This window comes from Bradyrhizobium sp. CCH5-F6 (assembly GCF_001556045.1).
Lineage (GTDB): Bacteria > Pseudomonadota > Alphaproteobacteria > Rhizobiales > Xanthobacteraceae > Bradyrhizobium.
In genome coordinates, this window is record NZ_LSIC01000101.1 from 140879 (window position 1) to 160072 (window position 19194).

Genomic DNA, 19194 nt, shown 5'->3' on the forward strand with positions numbered 1-19194 from the left:
CGAGACGATGGATACCTTTCTGTTCCTTCTTACGGACGGAATAAGCAACGGTGCCGTGTATGGTCTCGTCGCGCTGAGTCTGGTCATCGTGCATACGGTGACCAGAGTCGCCAATATCGCTCAGGGAGAGTACCTGATGTTTGGCGCCATGACGCTCGCAAGCATGCTGGAAGGCGCGATTCCGCCGACTCTCGCCCTCGTGATGGCCGGCGGTGTGCTATGTGCGCTGTTTGATCTCTATATCGTCCGGCGAAATCCCGGCCAAATCCTGAAGGTTCTGGTGCGCTATGTTTCGTGTGGTGTGGCGCTATCGGTCATGGTCTGGGCGACGATGCGGTTCGGTCATGCAATGCTGGCGGTGACCGCATGTACCCTCGTTCTCGTCAGCACGCTGGGCGTGGTCGTCTATCGCTTGACGGTCCAGCCGGCGATCAATAGCAGCGCGGTCGTTCTCGTCATGCTGTCGGTCGGCGTGCAGATGGTGCTCCAGGGCATGGGTCTGGTGCTCTGGGGCGCCGATCCAAAGACGGTGCCCCCTGTTGCCCAGGGCGGCTTCCTGATCGGAAGCATCTTTGTATCACACCAAACTGCCTTTATTTTCGTCGTCGCAGTGTCGGTGATGACCGGCCTGTTTGCCTTCTTCGAGTTCACGCAAGTGGGAAAGGCCCTCAGGGCGACCGCCATCAACCGTCGCGGTGCGCAGCTCTGCGGCATTTCTCCGACGCATGCAGGTCTGGTGAGTTTCGCGCTGGCGGCCTGTTTCAGTGGCGCTGGCGGCATGCTGGTCGCGCCCCTGGTGACGGCGAATGTCGATATGGGCTTCTTGATCGGATTGAAGGGATTTGTCGGCGCGACATTCGGCGGCCTGTCGACCTATCCGCTGTCGATCGCCGGCGTCGGCTTCGTCGGCTCGCTCGATGCTTTCGCGTCATACGGCGCGAGCGCATTCAGGGACGCGATCGTATTTTTCATGGTTATTCCCGTGCTGCTATGGCGCAACGGTCCCGCCTCCCGAATGGGGGGTGACCGATGAACCGCCGCTTCTTCTTCGCTTGTGCAATCGCGGTTATCGTCGTCGCGATCCTCATTGCACGTCCCTATCACTTAAGCTTGCTCATTTTCGCGGGCATCGACGCGCTGGCGGCTGCCGGGATTGTGTTGCTGATGCGTGCCGGCCAGGTATCACTTGGCCATGCGGCATTCATTGGCACCGGAGCCTATGTTTCCGCCATTCTCGCCCGTGACTACAACTGGTCGCCGTGGCTCAGTATTGTTGCGGGCATCATATCTGCGGCGCTGGCCGCCGTGCCGATCGGACTCGTGACGCTGAGATTGCGCGAAATGTATCTGCCGCTGGCGACACTGGCCTGGGGCATGGCGTTTCATGTGCTTTTCGTAGCCGCGGGGCCCATCACCGGCGGTGCATCGGGATTTGACCGCATTCCTGCCCTCACCATGTTCGGTTTTCCGATTGGCGGCGACAGGGCATTCGCTGGGCTGGTCTGCCTGATCGTCATCGTCACAGTGGCGATGATAGCTCAGCTTATGCGATCGCGGCAGGGGCGGGCCATTCGTGCACTTCGGGAGCACGACCAGATGGCTGTCGCCTTCGGCATCAATCCGGCCCGGCTCAAGATGCAGGTCTTTATCGTGTCGGCGGCGTTGGCCGGTCTTGCAGGGGCGCTCTACACATTCCAGACTCGTTTCATCAGCCCGTCGCCGTTCGGGATCGGACAGTCGTTCACGCTTCTGATCGTCGCAATTCTCGGCGGGGCAGGCTATCCGGCGGGCGCTGTCGTCGGTGCCGTGTTGGTAGCCTTGATCAACCTCGTGCTCCAGACGCTGTTTTCTGGCCTGATCGACCGCGTTGGGCCGATCGAGCCGGTCATCTTTGGTGTGCTGCTGATCGTCTTGCTGCTCAAATGGCCTGATGGAATCTGGTCGGCGATTGAGGCGCGCCTGAGCAAGGTCGTTCTGAACGCACCCAATGCAAGGTCTGAACGCGCGCCGGCTCAGATGGCCACCGGCGGAGTCGGAGAGGTGCCGTTGCTCGAGCTCATCGATGTGAGCAAGAGTTTTGGTGGCATCCAGGCATTGCGGCATCTGTCGCTGAGGGTGTCCGCCGGACAAATCGTTGGCCTGATCGGTCCGAACGGCGCGGGCAAGAGCACGGCCTTCAACGTGATGTCGGGTCTGTTGCTACCGACCACCGGCTCGGTGTGTCTCGCCGGGCAATCGCTGCCGCCGGAGCCATGGGCGGTTACGTCCGGCGGTATCGCGCGTACGTTTCAGCACGTCAAACTCGTCGGCGACATGTCCGTGATCGAGAATGTTGCCGTTGGCGCCTATACGGGAGGTCACGCCAACATGCTTGCGGGCATGAGCGGCATTGACCGAGACGAGGAAAAGCGCGTCCTAGCGCGCGCGTTCGAAGCATTGTCCCTGGTTGGCTTGACAGGCAGCGCAAACATCCTAGCGGGTACGCTGCCGCTCGGCAAACAGCGATTGGTAGAGATCGCGAGAGCATTGGCTGCTGAGCCGACACTGCTGCTGCTGGACGAACCCGCGGCCGGATTGCGCGCGACCGAGAAGCGTGAGCTGATTGCGCTACTTTACAAGCTGAAAGCGGACGGTATTTCGGTCGTTCTCGTCGAGCACGACATGGATCTCGTCATGCGGGCCGTTGATCATCTGATCGTCCTCGATCGCGGCGAGTTGCTGGCGGAAGGCACGCCGGCATCGATCAGGAAGGATCGGAAGGTGATCGATGCCTATCTCGGGGCGGCGGCATAGTCATGTTTGAGGTGAGGAACTTGTCCGTTGCCTATGGCAAGGCTGTCGCGATCGAGGGGATCAACATCAACGTGTCGAAGGGCGAGTTCGTTGCCGTCATCGGCGCCAACGGGGCAGGCAAGACCACCACGTTGAATGCCGTGATGGGGCTGGTCCCGGCCGTGAGCGGTACGGTCCTGCACAACGGGCAGGCGATCGACGGCCTGCCTACGGAACGACGCGTCGAGCGTGGTATCGTGCTTGTGCCCGAGAGCCGGGATTTGTTCGGCCCGCTGTCGGTGCAGGATAATCTCAGGCTCGGCGGCTATCTGCATCGCCATCGTTACGATGGATCGGCGCTGGAACGAATCTACGAACTGCTGCCGAAGCTCAAGGAGCGACGCAACCAGGAAGTGAAGACGCTGTCGGGCGGCGAGCAACAGATGGTCGCCATTGGTCGTGCGTTGATGGCAGAGCCTCAGGTGATCCTCCTGGACGAACCGTCGATCGGCCTCGCGCCCCGGATCGTCGAGCAGATCTTCGACGCGATCACGCGCTTGAAGCAGTCGGGAATGACGGCGATCATCGTCGAGCAGAATGCAAAGCTCGCACTGTCGGTTACGGAACGCGCTTATGTCATGGAGCTTGGGCGCATCATGATTGAGGGGCGGTCTGAGGACCTGGCCCAGAATCCCTTGCTTCATGCCGCGTATCTGGGAGAACGGCTGGAGTAGGAATTTCGGCGCAGGCATCCGTGGCTACCGAATGTTTGTTCCGAGGGAGGGCGGTCGTGGTCTCACGAAGTTTGGGATCAGTGGCGGACATAAGGAGGCGGGGCTCGCTCAGGCTCGCGCCTGCGGAGGGGTCGAGGTCCCTCACGTTGCTCTGGCGACGAATACCCAGCTTCGGCCGGACAAGCCCAGTGGCGCGACGAGCAAGTCATCGATCGTTCTTGAGCCGTGGCTGACGCTTAGTCAGCTGGTCCCAGGTTCGAGCCCTGGTGCGCCCACCATATAGGCCAAGACATTAGCGAGAGAAACCGTTTGAGAAGGCAGAGCTGGAACGGTGTTTCGAACGGTTTTTTTCTGCAGAGGGTCAGCCAGCAGCTTTCCCAAACGTAAAGCGCACGTTGCCGAAATGGGTACCTGTCATTCCGCTGACATGCGCTCCGGGGGGTACACAGCGCGCCAAAACCGATTCCGTACGGCACCGCAGCTGCGGCTCTTTGGAGGTGTCTTTGGCTGGCTCCTCGCCCGCAGTGGCTGTCGCATTTCGGTCGGCAGCAGCCGAGGTCTATCCGCTGGCCCTGACGTCATGGTGCAGCTCCCAAGCGTAAGCGCTGGCTACGTCGGGAAGAAGGCGTTGGTCGGTCGTGACAGGCGGAGATGATCGCGCAAGGTAACGCCGTCGTAGTGGACACGGAAAAGGCCGCGTTCCTGGAGGATCGGAACGACCAGATTGACGAAATCCTCGAACCCTTCGTGGAAATAGGGCGGCATGACGTTGAAGCCGTCGGCGGCGTGCTCTTCGAACCAGAGCTGGAGAGTGTCGGCGATGCGCTCGGCCGAGCCGCACAGCACCCAGTGGCCGCGAGCCGCGGCGGTGAGATTGTAGAGATCGCGCAAAGTCATGTTCTCGCGGCGGCCCTTGGCCAGCATGACGCTGGCGAAGCTGTGATAGCTGTCCGACGGTGCGATGTCCGGGATCGGTCCGTCGAGATCGTAGGCCGACATATCCCGGCCAAAGCGATCGGACAAGATCGCAAGCGCGTTGCTGCCGCTGACGAAGCTCTGGAGCACGTTGAGCTTTTCGAACGCCTCCCTGTCGGTGCGGCCGACCACGGGCATCACGCCCGGCAGCACCGTGACGTCCTCCGGCCTGCGGCCGAACGCCGGCAGGCGCGTCTTGAGCGAGACGTAGCCGGCCTTGGCTTCCTCGATATCCTGCACCACCGAAAACACGATATCCGCGGTGCGCGCGGCAAGTGCCTGGCCAGCCTCGGAGCCGCCGGCCTGGAGCACGACGGGGTGGCCCTGCGGGCTGCGGCCGATGTTGAGCGGGCCCTTGACCTTGAAGAATGCGCCTTCGTGGTCGATTGAGCGCAGTTTCGAGGGATCGATGTAGAGACCGGTTGTGCGGTCGGCGACGATGGCATCATCCGCCCAGCCGTCCCAGAGCCCCTTGACGACGTCGAGGAACTCGCCTGCCATCTCATAGCGCCGGGCATGGTCGGGATGGGTCGTGCCGAAATTCGCAGCCGTTGCCGGATTGGCGGTCGTCACCGCATTCCATGCCGCGCGCCCCTTGGAGATGTGGTCGAGCGAGGCGAACACGCGCGCGACCGAGAAGGGATCGCTGTAGGTCGTGGAGACGGTGGCTCCGAGGCCGATGTGGCTGGTCGACGTCGCGAGCGCGGCGAGCATCGTCAATGGCTCGAGCCGCAGCGTGTAGGAGGGGTGGGCGGCCGCATCGGCATAGAGATTGTCGCCCATGAAGATCAGGTCGAACTTGCCGCGCTCGGCGGTGCGGCCGATCTCCTGGATCGCCGCAAAGTCCTGAAAACTGTCGACTGCGCCGGGATAGCGCCAGCCCGCGACATGGCTGCCGGTTCCCAGGATGAACAGGCCGAGATGCATCTGTCGTTTCATGGCGTCATGTCCAGAACAGGATCTTGCGTTCGAGGAAACCGATCAGGCCGAAGAAGGCGAGGCTCGCGGCGGATGCGACGAAGATCGCCGCCCAGACCTGGACGAAGTCGATCTGGAGCACGGCCTGGTAGATCACCCAGCCGAGCCCGCCATGCGCGCCGAGCATCTCGGTGACGATCGCCACGATCACGCTGCGCACCGTGGAGACGCGCATGCCGGCGAGCAGAAGCGGCAGGGCGGTCGGCAGGCGCAGGCGCCACAGCACGCCGAAGCGGCTTGCCCCGAAACTGCGCATGAGGTCGACGGCGCGGCGATCGACCCGGTCGAGCCCGGCCAGCATCGACAGCAGGATCGTGAAGCTCACCGCCATCGCCACCATGACGATCTTGGAGCTGACGCCGATGCCGAACCAGAGCAGGATGAGCGGCGAATAGCCGACCACGGGCACCGAATTGATCGCGGTGGCGAGCGGCAGGATCGCGCTGCGCAATGCCGGGACCAATGCGATGGCGACGGCGAGGCCGATCCCGATCAAGCAGCCGAGCCCGTAGCCGACCAACGCCTCGAGCAGGGTGTAGCCCGCAGCATCAATGAGCGTCGTGCGCTTGGACCAGAGGCCTGCGAGGATGTCGCTGACGGCGGGCAGGACATAGGCCGGCAGATGCAGTCCGCGCGCCGCGCCCTCCCAGCATGCCACGAGGAGGACGGCGCCCAGGATGCCGCGCTGGACGGCGAGCGAAGGTGAGGCAAGCGTGCGGTTCATTGCTCGGCGTTCCAGAACACCAGCCGTCGCTCGACCGCGGCGATGACTGCGTAGAAGCCCGTCCCGAGCAGGGCTGCAGCGAGCAGGGCGCCCCAGATCGCGACGACATTCTCGGTGAACATGGCCTGGAGCAGCAGCACGCCGAGCCCGGTGGTGTCGCCGAACCATTCGCCGACGATGGCGCCGACGAGGCTCAGCGATGCGGCGAGCCGCAGCGCGACGAAGATCTGCGGCAGCGCGGTCGGCAGCTGCAGCCGTAGCAGGAGCTGGCGATTGGAGGCGCCGAAGCTGCGCATCAGGGCGACCTGCTTGGGATCGACAGTCTCGAGGCCGAGCAGCGTGTTCACCGTCACCGGAAAGAAGGTCAGGTAGAAAGCGATGATCGCCTTGGCGAGCAGTGTGTTGCCGAACCACAGCACCACCAGCGCGCCGAAGGCGATGACCGGAATGGTCTGCGAGACCACGAAGATCGGAAAGATCATCTCGCGCACCGCTCGGACGCGGAAGAACAGGATGCCCATGAGCACGCCGAAGGCGCCGCCGCAAGCAAAACCGATCAGGGTTTCCGCCAGCGTGCGCAGAAAGCCGTCGACATAGGCGCGAGGCGTTGCCGCCATCGCCATCAGGATCGTGCTGAGGCGCGGCAGGTAATAGGGCCGGATGCCGAACAGCAGCACCGCGCCCTCCCAGATCGCCGCGGCGACGGCAAGGCCGAGCAGGAGCCGGATAAGCTTGCGCAGCGAATCCGGCATGGCCGACGAGCGCGCGGCCGTGCCAGCTTTGCCAAGTGATGTCGCCGCAGGCCTGCTCACGGCATCCGGTCCGCGAGCGGAATGCTCTGGATGAAGCTTGCGTCGTAGGCGGCGGCAAGATCCACCGGCTTGGAGATCACGCTGTACTTCAGGAAGAAATCGTGGGCGGTCTTGACCGCATCGGCATCGATCCAGAACGTCCCGTTCTTGGCGGCCGCGCCAGATGTCATCAGGCGCTTCACCTCGGTGAGCATGAACTCCTGCTGCGCGCGATCGAGCGTCGGGGCTGCGGCCATCACGGTGTCGACCGCGCCCTTGGGATCGGAGAACGCGTCCTTCCAGCCCTTCAGGGAGGCACGCAGGAAGGCCTTGACCAGCTCCGGCTTCTCCTTGGCAGTGGTCTCGGCCACGATCAGCGTGTCGCGCGGGAAGGTGATGCCGTAGTCCTCGGCAACGAATGTCTTCAGGTTGTCCTTCGGCATGCGCGACTGGATGGTGTAGAACTCGTTGTAGTAAGTCGCGGTGACCACATCGACGCTGCCGTCGACGAAGGGGGTCACCGAAACCTGCTGCGGCTGAATCTTGAGTTCGTCCGGCTTGATGCCTTCCTTGGCCAGCATGCCGTTCAGCACATGATTGGCGCCGGTGAACCAGGTGGTGACGGTCTTGCCCTTGAAGTCCTGGAGTGTCTTCACCGGCCCGTCCTTGCGGGTGACGAAGATGAAGGGCGTGATCTGGTGCGATACCCCGATGCAGACGATCGGCAGTCCCTTGTCGCGCGCGGCGAACACGCTGTCGGTGCCTCCGGACAGGCCGAATGTGTCGGCGCCGGTCGCGACCAGGTTTTCGGTGAGCAGATTGGGCCCGCCGGGATTGATGGTGAGGTCGATGCCCTCGGCCTTGTAGTAGCCCTTGGCGGCCGCGACGTAGAAGCCGGCGAATTGCGCCTGCGGCAGCCATTTCAGGCGCAGGCTCGCCTTCTGTAATTCGGCTGCCGGCGCGGCCGTGACGAGCGAGCCGGTTGCCAGTGCGATGGCGGAGAGGACTGAGAAGGCGTGGCGTCGGCTCAACATGGTCATGCTCCAGGCGGTGAAAATCAATTGCGATAGGATGGGTCGGTGCGGTCGAGCTGGCGCATCAGCGCCGGCCATTCGCGTTCGCCGGGCACGAGGATGTCGCCTTGCAATTCCCAGAACTGGCGCGCGGCTTTTTCGCAGACCTCGTGCGGCGGCATCACCAGCTTGGCGCCAGCTGCGGCGGCCGCCTGCATCTGGAGCTGAATCCGCGCGGCCCGCTCGAAATAATAGAGCAGCATGAAGGCCTCGCCCGGCGTGCGGCCGACGGTCAGGATGCCGTGGTTGCGCATCAGCATCACCTTGTGCGGACCGAGATCTCGAACCAGGCGGACCTGCTCGTCGAGGTCGATGGCGACGCCTTCGTAGTCGTGGAAGGCCTGGCGGTCGTAGAAGCGCATCGCGAACTGGCTGAGCGGCAACAGACCTTTCTCCTGCCCGGAGACTGCGACGCTCGCATCGGAATGGGTGTGCAGCACGCAGGCCGCGTCGTGGTTCGAGGTGTGGATCGCGGCATGGATGACGAAGGCCGCGACATTCACTGCATAAGGCGTGTCGTCGAGCTTGTTGCCCGCGGTGTCGATCTTCACCAGGCTCGACGCCGTGATCTCGTCGAACAGCAGGCCATAAGGGTTGATGAGGAACTGGTTCTCGTGGCCGGGCACGCGCAAGGAGATATGATTGTAGATTAGGTCGTCCATTCCGAGCCGGGAGACCATGCGATAGCAGGCTGCGAGCTTGATCCGGGCATCCCATTCCGCCGGCTCGATCTCGCGCGGCGGGGCTTGCGGCTCTCGCGCCGACATCGCGTTCACGGCGTCTTCTCCTGCGCGATGGAGGACTGGAACGACTTCATGCTTTCCTCCTCGATGGCATCGAGCAACGTGCGCTTGAGACGGATGAATTCCGGAGCAGTCACGATCTCCGGCCGACGCGGGCGGGGAAGATCGACGACCTGCTCGAGCTTCACCGAGCCAGGGCGCGCCGTCATGACGAGCACGCGGTCGCCCAGGAAAATGGCCTCGTCGACGTCATGGGTGATGAAGAGGATGGTGCGGCGGTATTTCTGCCAGACGTCGAGCAGCCAGCGCTGCATCATCGCCCGCGTCAACGCATCGAGTGCGCCGAATGGCTCGTCCAGCAGCATCAGGTCGCGCTCGAACAGGAAGGTACGCATCAGGGCTACGCGCTGGCGCATGCCGCCCGACAATTGATTGGGATATTGCTTCTCGAAGCCCGCGAGTCCGAACTCGGGCAGCATCTTCAGCGCCTTGGCGCGCGCCTGCTCGCGCGGCATGCCCTCGACCTCGAGCGCGAGAATGGCGTTGTCCACGACGTTCCGCCAGGGAAACAGGAGGTCGCGCTGCGGCATGAAGGAGACGCGGCCGAGCAGGTCGGCGGCATGGCAGCTCCTGCCCTCGAAGCGCAGAATGCCGCCGGCGTCCGGCTCCTCGAGGCCAGCGACGATGTTGAAGAGGGTGCTCTTGCCGCAGCCGCTCGGGCCGACGACGGTCACGAACTCGCCGGGGGCGACGCTTGCCTGAAGTCCCGACAACGCAGCGACTGGACCGAAGGTCTTGTCGAGCGCGCGCAGCTCGAGCAGCGGCTCGGGCTTCGGCTGCGCTTGTGGGGCTTCGATGGCCGGTCCGGGATGGGGGAGGCGGGCAGCCTGCACCGGGATGTCCTTGTATAATGGCGGCGGCCATTCGCATACGAAAGCGGGTCGCGTTGAAATCTCTTAGCAACTCGTGTGCCAGTGCGATTTCTTGGCAAATCAGGCATAAGAATTGCGAGTTAGCGGCCGGATATCTGGGAGTTGCGCGCGTCACCGCGCCAAAATCAGCCGGTTCACTGGAAGGTTGGCGTCATTTTGTATACATATATCGATCTTGGAGAAACATAATGACGGATATTGGTGCACAAGCCGGTGGCAGGCGCGCGAAAAATGGGCACGAAACCTTGGCGGCAAGCCCCGGCATGACGCTCGCGGAAAGCCTGCGGCTGAAGCTCGAAGGGGCAATCGCGGCAGGGCACCTCGAGCCGGGCAGCCGGCTCGACGAGCAGGAGATCGCCCAGCGCTTCGGCGTCTCGCGCACGCCCGTGCGGGAGGCATTCCGCCTGATGGCCGCCAACAATCTGGTCGAGCTGCGCGGGCGGCAGGGCGCGACGGTCCGCAGCATCAAGGCGCAGGCGTTGATCGAGATGTTCCAGGTCATGGCGGAGCTCGAAGGGCTCTGCGCGCGGCTCGCCGCCCGGCGCGTCTCGCAGGCGTGGGGCATAGAAATTGGCGAGATTCACCAACGTCTTGTAGCAGCTGGCCAAACCGGAGACATCGACGTCTTCTACGACGTCAATCAGGAATTCCACGAGGCGATCTACGAGGCTTCGCGCAACGCCTTTCTGGCGGACCAGACCCGCAAGCTGCGCAATCAGGTGGCTGCCTATCGCCGCAGGGTGACGCGGATGCCGAACCGGATCGCAGATACCATTCGCGAGCACGAGGCGATCATGCAGGCGATCCTGGCCCATGATCCGGAGCGGGCGCACAGCGCCATGCGGGACCACGTCAATTTGCTCGGCGACAACCTCCTGGACTTCCTCGCCGCCTTCGAATGAACGCTGCCGGGCGTTTGGTATGCAAATTGCTAGACTTTGTATATCTAGCTGCATCCTGGAGGCCCGGAGTGGACCTGAAGCTGACGAACAAGACCGCCTTGATCACCGGCGCGTCGAAAGGAATTGGACTGGCCGTGGCCGAACTTTTCGCCGCGGAGGGGTGTCACCTGCATCTCGCCGCCCGCAACGGCGAAGCCATGCTCCAGGCCAAGCGGGATCTGGAGGCGCGCTTTGGCGTGAAGATCATCGTCCATGCGCTCGATCTATCCAGCACGGCCGCGATGGAGAAGCTCGCAGCCGAAGTTGGGGACATCGACATCCTCGTCAACAATGCCGGCGACATCCCGGCCGGCTCGCTGGAGATTCTCGACGACGCAGCCTGGCGGCGCGGCTTCGATCTCAAGGTGTTCGGCTACATCACGCTGTCGCGACTCTATTATCCGCGCATGAAGGGCAGGGATGGCGTCATCATCAACATCATCGGCAATTCCGGCGAGAACTGGGACGCGAGCTACATCGCGGGCTCGACCGGCAATGCGGCGCTGATGTCCTTCACCAAGGCGCTCGGCGGCCGCAGCCTCGATCACGGCGTGCGCGTCGTCGCGGTCAATCCAGGACCGGTCGCGACCGACCGCATGCTCAAGATCATGAAGCGCAAGGCGATCGACATGCTCGGCGACGAAAGCCGTTGGCAGGAGCTGTTCGACAAATATCCGGGCAAGCGCCCGGCCACCTCGGAGGAGGTTGCCGATCTCGTTGCGTTCCTGTCCTCGCCGCGGTCCGGCTACATCACCGGCACGGTGGTGACGATCGACGGCGGGATTGCCGCACGCGGCTCGGTGATCTGAGGCGCCGATGTCTGGAGCGCAATCGGCGGCGCTGGTCCGCAACCGCTATTTCGACGAGCTCTCGGCGACGCCGGGACTCTACTGGCTCGGCCAGAACACCAATCATATCGAGAGCCATCCCGCCGTGCGCGAGGCGATGCTGCGCTCGATCGAAGCTGGCGAGTTCAATGCCTACGCCCCGCCGCTCGGCTTCGAGGCGCTGCGTGCCGCGATCGTCGCCGATCTCGGCACGCCTGGCGCGGAGGCGCTCGTGACCGAGGGCGGCGTCAACGCGCTGGCGATGATCTGTCGCGCGCGATGCAAGCCCGGTACGACGCTGGTGACGACCGATCCGACCTGGAAATGGCCGTGCCTGTTCGCGCGCCAGCAGGGCGCCGAGGTGATCGAGATCCCGATCTACGATCCGGCCTGCAACTATCGCCTGACGCCGGAGGCATTGAAGGCGAATGTCGACGAACGCACGGCGATCATCTATCTCGTCGATCCCAACAATCCGCTCGGCATTCGCTACACGCGTGAGGAGATCGAACGCTTTGCGGCGATCGCGCGCGACTGCGGCGCACTGCTGGTGCACGACTGCACCTACCGCGATTTTGCCGACGGGCATACGCCTGCGCTCCACGTGGCGCCGCAAGGCTCGGTGGTTTCGACCAGCTTTTCGAAATGGCTTGGTCTTGCAGGCTTGCGGATCGGTGCGCTGGTCGCTGCGCCTGAGCTGTTCGAGGAGCTGGCGCAGACCTCCACCAGCGTACTCGGCGCGAGCGTCATCGCCCAGCGCGCGGCGCAGGCGGGCCTCTCCGTCAAGGCCGAGTGGATGAAGAAGGTTCGCAGCACCGACCGGGCCAACAAGGCGATGATCCAGGAGGCGGCTGCCGCGATCGATGGACTGGCGTTGCCGATCATGCCCTCGCACGGAAACTTCCTGGTGCTGGAAACCAACGCGGCCGGCATCCGCCCTGAGGCGCTGGTCGAATGCTTTCGCCGGCAGGGCATCATGATCCGCCAGGGCACCTATCACACGCAGCGCTTCGGCGACCGCTTCGTCAAGATCAGCACCTCCGTGCCGCAAGCCTGGGTAGAAAAGCTCTGCAATTTGCTGCCGGACATGGTGGCGCAGGCGCGCACGCTCAACGACCTGCCGCCGCAATTCTAGGGATGATGCCGATGACGATGATCACGACAAAAGACGGTGTGAAGCTCCATGTGGAGGAGGCGGGCGAGGGCACGCCGATACTCTTCATCCACGAGTTCGGCGGCAATCACGCCAGCTGGGAGCCGCAGCTGCGCTATTTCAGCTGGCGCCATCGCTGCGTCACCTACGCCGCGCGCGGCTATCCGCCATCGGACGTGCCTAATGATGTCGAATCCTATTCGCAGGCGATTGCCGCGGACGATGCGGTCGCCGTGCTCGATGCGCTCGGAATCGACAAGGCGCATGTCGTCGGTCTTTCCATGGGCGGCTTCTGCACCGTGCATTTCGGCCTGCGCACGCCGGAGCGCGCCCTGTCGCTCACGGTGGCCGGTGCCGGCTATGGCTGCGAGAAGGAGTTCGAAGAGTATTTTCGCGGCGTGTCGCTCGAAGTCGCCGACAATTTCGAGAATCAGGGTGCGAAGGAGTTCTCCAAGGTCTATGCGCTCGGCGCGAGCCGGGTGCAGTTCCAGAACAAGGATCCGCGCGGCTGGCAAGAATTCGCCGATCGCCTCGCCACCCATTCCGATCGCGGCGCCGCCAACACCATGCGCGGGGTGCAGGCGCGCCGACCGTCGTTCTACGACCTCGAAAATGGCCTGAAGACGATGATGGTGCCCACACTGGTGATCGTCGGCGACGAGGATGATCACTGTCTCCAGCCCGGCATCTTTCTGAAGAAGACCATCCCGGCCTGCGGCCTCTCGGTCTTCCCCAAGACCGGCCACACGCTCAATTTGGAAGAGCCGGCCGCGTTCAATGCGCTGCTCGCCGAATTCATCGCTCAGGTCGAGGCGGGACGCTGGCTGCCGCGCGATCCGCGCGCGCTGCCGGGCCAGATCATGCGCACGAAGTAGCTGATCGATGATGCACCGACCTCTGATCGACGCCGACCGGCTCTGGACCCGCTTGATGGCGCTTGCCGAGATCGGTGCGACGCCCGCCGGCGGCGTCAACCGTCAGGCGCTGAGTGACGGCGAGATTTCCGCTTGGCGCCGCGTCATCGGCTGGGCGGGCGAGGCGGGTTTGACGCCGTCGACGGATGCCGCGGGAAACCTGTTCCTGACACTGGCCGGGCGCGACCGCGCCGCGCCGGCGGTCCTGCTCGGCAGTCATCTCGACAGCCAGCCGACCGGCGGAAAGTTCGACGGAGCGGTCGGCGTGATCGCCGCGCTCGAGGCGGCCGCTTCGCTGGCCGAACAAGGCGACAGGCCGGCGCGCGACGTCATCGTCGTCTCCTGGATGAACGAGGAGGGCTGCCGCTTTGCTCCGGGCATGATGGGCTCGGAAGCTTTCACCGGCGAGCGCGACATTGCCGCGATACGCACCGTGCGGGATGCAGACGGCGTCAGCGTCGGCCAGGCGCTCGACCGCCTCCACGGGGCTTTTCCCGATCTGCCACGCCGGCCGCTTGGCGGCGCGATCGAGGCCTATCTCGAATTGCACATCGAGCAGGGGCCGGTGCTGGAGGCCGCCGCTTGCATGATCGGCGTCGTCTCCGGGATCCAGGGCAAGAAGACGTTTCAGGTGGTGATCGAGGGCGCGGAGGGACACGCAGGCACGCTCGCGCAGCAAGAGAGGCGGGACGCGCTCGCGGCGTTTGCGCGGATGGCCGCGGCCCTTCATGCCGAGATCGGCATGATCGATGCGGACATCAAGTTCACGATCGGCCGGGTTGCCGTCGTGCCGAATGCGCCCTCGGTGGTACCTTCGCGTGTCAGTTTCAGCATCGACCTGCGCCATCCCCAGAATGCAGTGCTCGACGCGGCTGCTGCCCGGATCACGGCGCTTTGCCATGAGAACGTCGCACCTTGCGCGGTCACGGTGACGCCGCTGGTCGATGCGCCGTCGAACGTCTTCGATCCGCACCTGCGCGCGCGCATCGCCGAGGCGTCGCGCGAGCTGGGCCATTCCGCAATCGCCATCCTGTCGGCAGCCGGCCACGATGCGCGCCATCTCGCCAAGATCTGCAAGGCCGCCATGATCTTCATTCCCTGCCGCGACGGCGCGAGCCACGTCGAGCACGAATGGGCCGAGCCGGATCATGTGGCCGCCGGCGCGGCCGTGCTCGCCAAGGTGACGCGCGAACTCGCCTTGGCGGGGGCGTAGAACGTCGTCCAAGATCCGCGTTGCGCTCCAGCCCAGGTCAATTCATCATCGCGAGCATCGGTCGCTGGCTTTCGCTGGACTCGATGATGCCGGGGAGATCGGGCGCCTGGCTGGCGATCATGGCCGACATCTGCCAGAACAGGTGGGCGAGGCGTGAGAACACCAGCCGCTCCCGCTGGGCGGCAAGGGTGCCATCGGGGATCGTCACGGTTTCCAGGCCGACGATCTTCTTGGAGTCCGGCCATATCGTCATCGACTGCGCGATCACCGAATAGCAGTTTGGGGCATCTTCGCTCTCGTCGGGTGCGGGTGGCAAGCCAGGATATTGCACGGGCGCTGCATAGAACTTGTAGGCGCCGTAGCCGAGCTGCAGCAGGATCTTTTCGGAGACGGCCGCTTCGGCGGCGAAGGACACCAGCCGCGCTTCGCTCAGCAGATCCGGTTCGATCGCGCTGAGGTCTCGGCCGCGCAGCGCCGAGCAGAAGGCGAGTTCACGATTGTGCTCGCGCAGCAGATTGGCGAGCGGTTTCTGCTGCTGCACGGTGTCGGTGAGAAGGATGATGGTTTTCAGCATCTGGGATGTCCGTCAGGGGAATAAATGGCGCGCGGTCATGACCGCGTCCTCGGAGGCATGGGCGGCGAAGAAATCATTGGCGATGCGCTGTCCCGGAGCGATCTCCAGGATACGGTAGCGGGCCTGTGCTGCGGCCTCGCGCGCGGCGCCGACGTCGTCCTGCCAGGCGCAGAGCGATAGCTCGAGCCGGCCGTAGCCGCCGCAATCGGCAGCATAGGCGCCGGTGACGGCCTCCACGGCCGCGGCAATCGCGCCCGCATCACTGGCCGAGATGTCGCGCAGGATCACGGCGATGCCTTTGCCGGTCTCAGCTTTCGAGGTCATCACCATGAAGGCGTCGCGGGCGCCCGTGCGTCCGGCGCGACGGGCCGCGCGCACCATGCCAGCAAAGCCGGGATCGGGACCGAGCTCCAACGTCGTGGTCTGCTGGTCATGCAGGATCGTCGCGCGCATCGCGCCGAGGTCGCCCTTCAGAGTGTGATAGGAGCGCGGCAGCCATACGGTGTCGAGCGGCACCTGTGACGAGGTCAGGCTCCAGGCTTGGTCGAGCAGATAGCCCTCCCAGATTGCAGGATGGCAGGCGGCGAGCTGTTGCCACGTGCGGAGCAACTGTTCCGCGCGACCTGTGCGGCCGAGATAGAGCGTGCGCGCGGACATCTCCCAGCGATTCCATTTGTGGAGAGCGACGTCGCAGCCGAGGAATGACGGCAGCAGCGGTGCCTCGCGCAGCACGGCGCCAGCTTCGACAAACAGCAGGGGCTCGCGATATTTGTTCCACATCCGCATCATGAACTCCGCCTTCTCGAAGCAAAGAAGGCGGTCGCTGAGCTGGGTCTCGATTGCTTCGATATGGCAGTCGAGCCGCAAGCGGTCGATCGACTGGCGGAGGCGGAGAGACGAGGTCTCGTCGGCGCCGCGCGGATGGCAGGAGACGATGCGCGGCCGGAGGGCGGAGGCATCTGCCGCGGTGAGGAACTTCGACCAGCCGATGCCGCCCCACCACATCTCGTGCGGACCGTCCGCGCCGCAGGGGCCGACGGTGCCGAACTCGGTCAGCTTGGACTTGAGAAAGTCGAAGCCGGGATTTTCGCTGAAGGGAATGACGACGGCGCAGCCCGGGTTGAGCGAGCGGTAGAACAGCTCGGCCGCAGCTCCGCTCGGCGGCTCCCTGAGGATGACGACACCGTTCCGCCGACCGTTGCCGACGTCGTCGAGCACCGGCGCACCGTACTGGCTGACCAGCCGGCCCAGGCGCTCGCGCTGGGCCGGGCCGAGCCTCAGGCCGCCGGATTGCAGCAGCCGATCAAGGTTCGCGTGCGTCTCGTCCGTCAATTCCGTGCCCCTCACGTCGCCAGCCCTGGACTTCAACGTCCCAGGCGGCGCGATCAGGCGCACTATTTGAAGCTGGAGCCGAGCGGCGTGATCGCGACGGAGTAGACCGCGATGGCCGTCGTCATCGGAGCGACCGGAATCAGCAGGCAGCCATCGTCACTCTCGGTGCGATAATGCGCGCCGTTCCGCTGCAGGCCGGCATAGACGAGGCTATCGTCCGCGAGGCCGACGACATCCTGGCTCTCGGAAGCGCTGCGAACGTCGTCGCCTTGCTGCACGGTCACGCCATGGAGAAGGCCGTCGGGCGCGAATTTCGCCAGCGGCAGCGCGATCATGGCGATGCCCATGGTGCGCGACAGGGGAATGCGCAGGCGCAGCTCGCCGAGCCCGGTGCGATAAACGGTCACGCTCTCCAGCATCACATCGCTCCCCGTGCGGAACAGGCCGACCTGAACCGGGCCGCAGGGCCGTTCCTCAAAGACGTCAGCCGGCAGGCGGTTGGCGCCGAACAGCACATAGAGATAGCCATAGGAGGGTGACAGGTCGGCAAAGCTGCCGGCGAGCCACATCGGCGGTGCGGCCGCAGTACAGGCGGCAGAGAGGCCGCGGGCGGTGATCTGGTCGCGTACGAACCGCTGGTCGAGCAGCGGTGCGAGCGCGTGGGTACCGAGATTGACGTCGTGCTTCAACGTGCCGAGCAGTGCCAGCTCGTCATCGTCGGGCAGCAACAGCAATCGCGCCAGCGTCGCGGCGCACCAGCGCGCGGCGACATCGGGCGCGGCATGGAGATCGAGAACATAGTCGCGCGCGGCGTCGCCTGCGCTCTGCGCGAAAGCCTGCACGCCGGCCTGGATCTCAGCGGCAAGCGCAATTTGCTCCGGGGGACGCGGATTGATCTCGCGCAGCACCGCGCCGCCGTCGTAATCTCGAACCGAACCATCGGCGGAGCAGCAGACCTGCTCCAGCAGGGCCACATTGCGGATCAGCATGCGCTTGACATGCGGTGTGACAACGAGGTCGGAGACGAAGCCCTCCGCGCTGTCCTGCTCGGCGAGATCGTCGAAGGCGTCGTCGAGCGACATCAGATAGGCGCCGTGGATGCGGATATCGATGCCTTCCAGGTCGAAGATTCGGCGCAGTGCCTTCTGCACGCTGCCGGAATAGCCGAGATCGACGAGGACGAGATCGGTACAGTCGTCGAGGCCGGGGATGACCTGGCGGAGATAGACGAGCAGCCGGGCCCGCAGGCCGGCGGCGAGCGCAACGATTTCAGCCGGATCCATCAATACGGGAAGCGCCTCGGCGAGCTCTTCGCCGGAGGCGATACCGCCGGGGCGGGTAGCAAAGAATGCCGCGACCCTGGGCGGCATGATCTTCACCATATCGCGGAAGGTCGGCGCGTCGATCCTGAAGACCTTGCCGAGGAGATCGACCAGCGGCTGCATCGTGTCTGCCGAGGCGATCAGGCTGACCCTGCGGTTGATCTCGACATAGGCCGACGACAACTCGTGCAGGTCCTGCCAGATCCGGTACGACAGGAAGCCGTCGCGGCCGAGGAAGCCGAGAGCGACTTTCCGGCCGTGGCCTGCGATCTGTTCGCACCGCCTTGCGACAAAGGCGTCGAATGCCGCTAGCACCGGGCCAAGCACGGTGACACCGAGATTGAAGGCCGGCGAACTCTCGGCGCTACGCGCGGCGACCATGCGCCGCAAGGTGCGCGCGCCGTGGTCGAGCCGCGACGGCACTCCCTGGCACAGCAGCTCGAACATCGCCGTCTCGCGCTGGAACTTCGATGCGAGCTGGGCCGTGGCTTGCGGATAGTAACGTGGACGAATGCCGTGGCGCTTGGCGCCCTTGATGTCGGCCCTGTCATTGTCGCCGACGTGAAAGGAGGCGCCGGCGTCGATGCCCTCGCAAGCGAGGTATTTTGCGAACAGCAAGTCGCTCTTGCTGCTGCCGTGGTCGCAGGAGGCGTAGAGAAAGTCCCAGGTCAGTCCGGGGTGGCAGGCTCGCAGCAGTCGCGCCAGCCGGTCGGAATCCCAATAGGTGTCGGAGATGAAACCGACGCGGTGGCCGGCGCTGACCATGTCCATGTATTGCCGAAGCATGTCTGGATTGGCGCGGCAGAGATCGAGCTCCGCAGCGAACTCTGATTCGACCAGGAAGCTCAGGTCGCGGCGCGTGAGGCCGAACAGGTTGAACGGAAAACAGGAATAGATCTCGTCGATGTGAACTTCGCTCGTGCCGCGCTTGTCCTTGGCGGTCCTGCGCGCTCGCGCTTCGGCCTGAATGCGATGCTGAACGAAACTCGCAGAAACATTCGGACGACTTCTTGAAATATCGGATAGCTCGTAAGTCCTTTCAAATACGCCATCCGGCGTGGTGCAGGCACGAAGCAGAAATGTATCGAAAACATCGAACGACCAAGCAGAAACAGTTTGCGCGCGGCGCTCTGCGCCCGCCGTAGCGACAGTCATGCCAAGATTCCTCGCCAATCTGAGCGATTAACGTGCGCATG

At 64.3% G+C, this 19194-nt stretch carries 17 protein-coding genes; 8 read left to right on the plus strand and 9 right to left on the minus strand.

The genetic code is table 11. The features are described from left to right. Nucleotides 1-7 precede the first annotated feature (7 nt). Genes AX729_RS18600 through AX729_RS18610 form a run of 3 tightly spaced genes read left to right on the plus strand, consistent with a single transcriptional unit; the run spans nucleotide 8 to nucleotide 3506 of the window. Nucleotides 8-1033, plus strand: a complete 1026-nt coding sequence (locus AX729_RS18600) for a branched-chain amino acid ABC transporter permease (protein ID WP_061025582.1) — start codon at nucleotides 8-10, stop codon at nucleotides 1031-1033. Beyond that, entirely contained in the window at nucleotides 1030-2793 is a 1764-nt protein-coding gene (locus AX729_RS18605) for a branched-chain amino acid ABC transporter ATP-binding protein/permease (RefSeq protein ID WP_061025584.1), read from the plus strand. Before AX729_RS18600 ends, AX729_RS18605 begins: the two co-directional genes overlap by 4 nt. Nucleotides 2794-2804: 11 nt before the next feature. Then, nucleotides 2805-3506, plus strand: a complete 702-nt coding sequence (locus tag AX729_RS18610; RefSeq protein ID WP_349643762.1) for an ABC transporter ATP-binding protein — start codon at nucleotides 2805-2807, stop codon at nucleotides 3504-3506. Between the two features lie 609 nt (nucleotides 3507-4115). On the opposite strand, the gene AX729_RS18615 is transcribed toward AX729_RS18610, so the two are convergent. From AX729_RS18615 to AX729_RS18640, 6 genes are read right to left on the minus strand one after another with little or no spacing between them, the layout of a single operon-like run. Further along, nucleotides 4116-5420 (minus strand): LLM class flavin-dependent oxidoreductase, encoded by a 1305-nt coding sequence (locus AX729_RS18615; protein WP_061025586.1) that lies wholly within the window; start codon nucleotides 5418-5420, stop codon nucleotides 4116-4118. 4 nt (nucleotides 5421-5424) lie between these two features. Next, the gene (locus AX729_RS18620; protein WP_061025587.1) at nucleotides 5425-6183 is read right to left on the minus strand and encodes an ABC transporter permease; all 759 of its coding nucleotides are present in this window, start codon (nucleotides 6181-6183) and stop codon (nucleotides 5425-5427) included. Further along, a complete protein-coding gene (locus AX729_RS18625; RefSeq protein WP_061025589.1) occupies nucleotides 6180-6995 on the minus strand; it encodes an ABC transporter permease in 816 nt (271 codons plus the stop codon). The genes AX729_RS18620 and AX729_RS18625 overlap by 4 nt, the downstream gene beginning before the upstream one ends. After that, complete coding sequence (locus tag AX729_RS18630; RefSeq protein WP_061025653.1) at nucleotides 6992-8008, minus strand: ABC transporter substrate-binding protein; 1017 nt, start codon at nucleotides 8006-8008, stop codon at nucleotides 6992-6994. Before AX729_RS18630 ends, AX729_RS18625 begins: the two co-directional genes overlap by 4 nt. Before the next feature lie 23 nt (nucleotides 8009-8031). Continuing rightward, nucleotides 8032-8823, minus strand: a complete 792-nt coding sequence (locus AX729_RS18635; RefSeq protein WP_082770471.1) for a class II aldolase/adducin family protein — start codon at nucleotides 8821-8823, stop codon at nucleotides 8032-8034. Then, nucleotides 8820-9683: an ABC transporter ATP-binding protein gene (locus AX729_RS18640; protein ID WP_082770472.1), complete on the minus strand. Its 864-nt coding sequence runs from the start codon at nucleotides 9681-9683 to the stop codon at nucleotides 8820-8822. The genes AX729_RS18635 and AX729_RS18640 overlap by 4 nt, the downstream gene beginning before the upstream one ends. A gap of 17 nt (nucleotides 9684-9700) precedes the next feature. On the opposite strand from AX729_RS18640, the gene AX729_RS18645 reads away from it, so the two are divergent. The 5 genes from AX729_RS18645 to AX729_RS18665 all read left to right on the plus strand — a co-directional run bounded on the left by AX729_RS18645 (nucleotide 9701) and on the right by AX729_RS18665 (nucleotide 14770). Continuing rightward, on the plus strand, nucleotides 9701-10624 hold the full coding sequence (locus AX729_RS18645; protein ID WP_156457034.1) for a GntR family transcriptional regulator: 924 nt from the start codon (nucleotides 9701-9703) through the stop codon (nucleotides 10622-10624). A gap of 68 nt (nucleotides 10625-10692) precedes the next feature. Next, a complete protein-coding gene (locus tag AX729_RS18650; RefSeq protein WP_061025593.1) occupies nucleotides 10693-11472 on the plus strand; it encodes an SDR family oxidoreductase in 780 nt (259 codons plus the stop codon). Nucleotides 11473-11479: 7 nt separating this feature from the next. Continuing rightward, complete coding sequence (locus AX729_RS18655; protein ID WP_061025595.1) at nucleotides 11480-12625, plus strand: pyridoxal phosphate-dependent aminotransferase; 1146 nt, start codon at nucleotides 11480-11482, stop codon at nucleotides 12623-12625. Between the two features lie 11 nt (nucleotides 12626-12636). Then, nucleotides 12637-13518 (plus strand): alpha/beta fold hydrolase, encoded by an 882-nt coding sequence (locus tag AX729_RS18660; RefSeq protein WP_061025658.1) that lies wholly within the window; start codon nucleotides 12637-12639, stop codon nucleotides 13516-13518. A gap of 7 nt (nucleotides 13519-13525) precedes the next feature. Beyond that, a complete protein-coding gene (locus AX729_RS18665; RefSeq protein WP_061025597.1) occupies nucleotides 13526-14770 on the plus strand; it encodes a Zn-dependent hydrolase in 1245 nt (414 codons plus the stop codon). Nucleotides 14771-14807: 37 nt separating this feature from the next. Here AX729_RS18665 and AX729_RS18670 read toward each other — a convergent pair whose 3' ends face one another. From AX729_RS18670 to AX729_RS18680, 3 genes are all read right to left on the minus strand, one after another. After that, nucleotides 14808-15344 carry a hypothetical protein gene (locus AX729_RS18670; protein ID WP_061025599.1) on the minus strand — a complete coding sequence of 179 codons (537 nt, stop codon included), beginning with the start codon at nucleotides 15342-15344 and terminating at the stop codon, nucleotides 14808-14810. A gap of 12 nt (nucleotides 15345-15356) precedes the next feature. Continuing rightward, nucleotides 15357-16676, minus strand: coding sequence for a hypothetical protein (locus AX729_RS18675; RefSeq protein ID WP_061025660.1), 1320 nt, complete (start codon nucleotides 16674-16676; stop codon nucleotides 15357-15359). Nucleotides 16677-16738: 62 nt separating this feature from the next. Beyond that, nucleotides 16739-19153 carry an HAD family hydrolase gene (locus tag AX729_RS18680; RefSeq protein WP_061025601.1) on the minus strand — a complete coding sequence of 805 codons (2415 nt, stop codon included), beginning with the start codon at nucleotides 19151-19153 and terminating at the stop codon, nucleotides 16739-16741. Between the last annotated feature and the right edge of the window lie 41 nt (nucleotides 19154-19194).

Excerpts from the sequence above, each read along its gene's own strand:
- AX729_RS18605 (WP_061025584.1), top strand. The coding sequence starts at position 1,030 with ATGAACCGCCGCTTCTTCTTCGCTTGTGCAATCGCGGTTATCGTCGTC.
- AX729_RS18600 (WP_061025582.1), top strand. The coding sequence starts at position 8 with ATGGATACCTTTCTGTTCCTTCTTACGGACGGAATAAGCAACGGTGCC.
- AX729_RS18655 (WP_061025595.1), top strand. The coding sequence starts at position 11,480 with ATGTCTGGAGCGCAATCGGCGGCGCTGGTCCGCAACCGCTATTTCGAC.
- AX729_RS18670 (WP_061025599.1), bottom strand. The coding sequence starts at position 15,344 with ATGCTGAAAACCATCATCCTTCTCACCGACACCGTGCAGCAGCAGAAA.
- AX729_RS18645 (WP_156457034.1), top strand. The coding sequence starts at position 9,701 with ATGGCGGCGGCCATTCGCATACGAAAGCGGGTCGCGTTGAAATCTCTT.
- AX729_RS18615 (WP_061025586.1), bottom strand. The coding sequence starts at position 5,420 with ATGAAACGACAGATGCATCTCGGCCTGTTCATCCTGGGAACCGGCAGC.
- AX729_RS18620 (WP_061025587.1), bottom strand. The coding sequence starts at position 6,183 with ATGAACCGCACGCTTGCCTCACCTTCGCTCGCCGTCCAGCGCGGCATC.
- AX729_RS18680 (WP_061025601.1), bottom strand. The coding sequence starts at position 19,153 with ATGACTGTCGCTACGGCGGGCGCAGAGCGCCGCGCGCAAACTGTTTCT.
- AX729_RS18660 (WP_061025658.1), top strand. The coding sequence starts at position 12,637 with ATGACGATGATCACGACAAAAGACGGTGTGAAGCTCCATGTGGAGGAG.
- AX729_RS18665 (WP_061025597.1), top strand. The coding sequence starts at position 13,526 with ATGATGCACCGACCTCTGATCGACGCCGACCGGCTCTGGACCCGCTTG.
- AX729_RS18630 (WP_061025653.1), bottom strand. The coding sequence starts at position 8,008 with ATGTTGAGCCGACGCCACGCCTTCTCAGTCCTCTCCGCCATCGCACTG.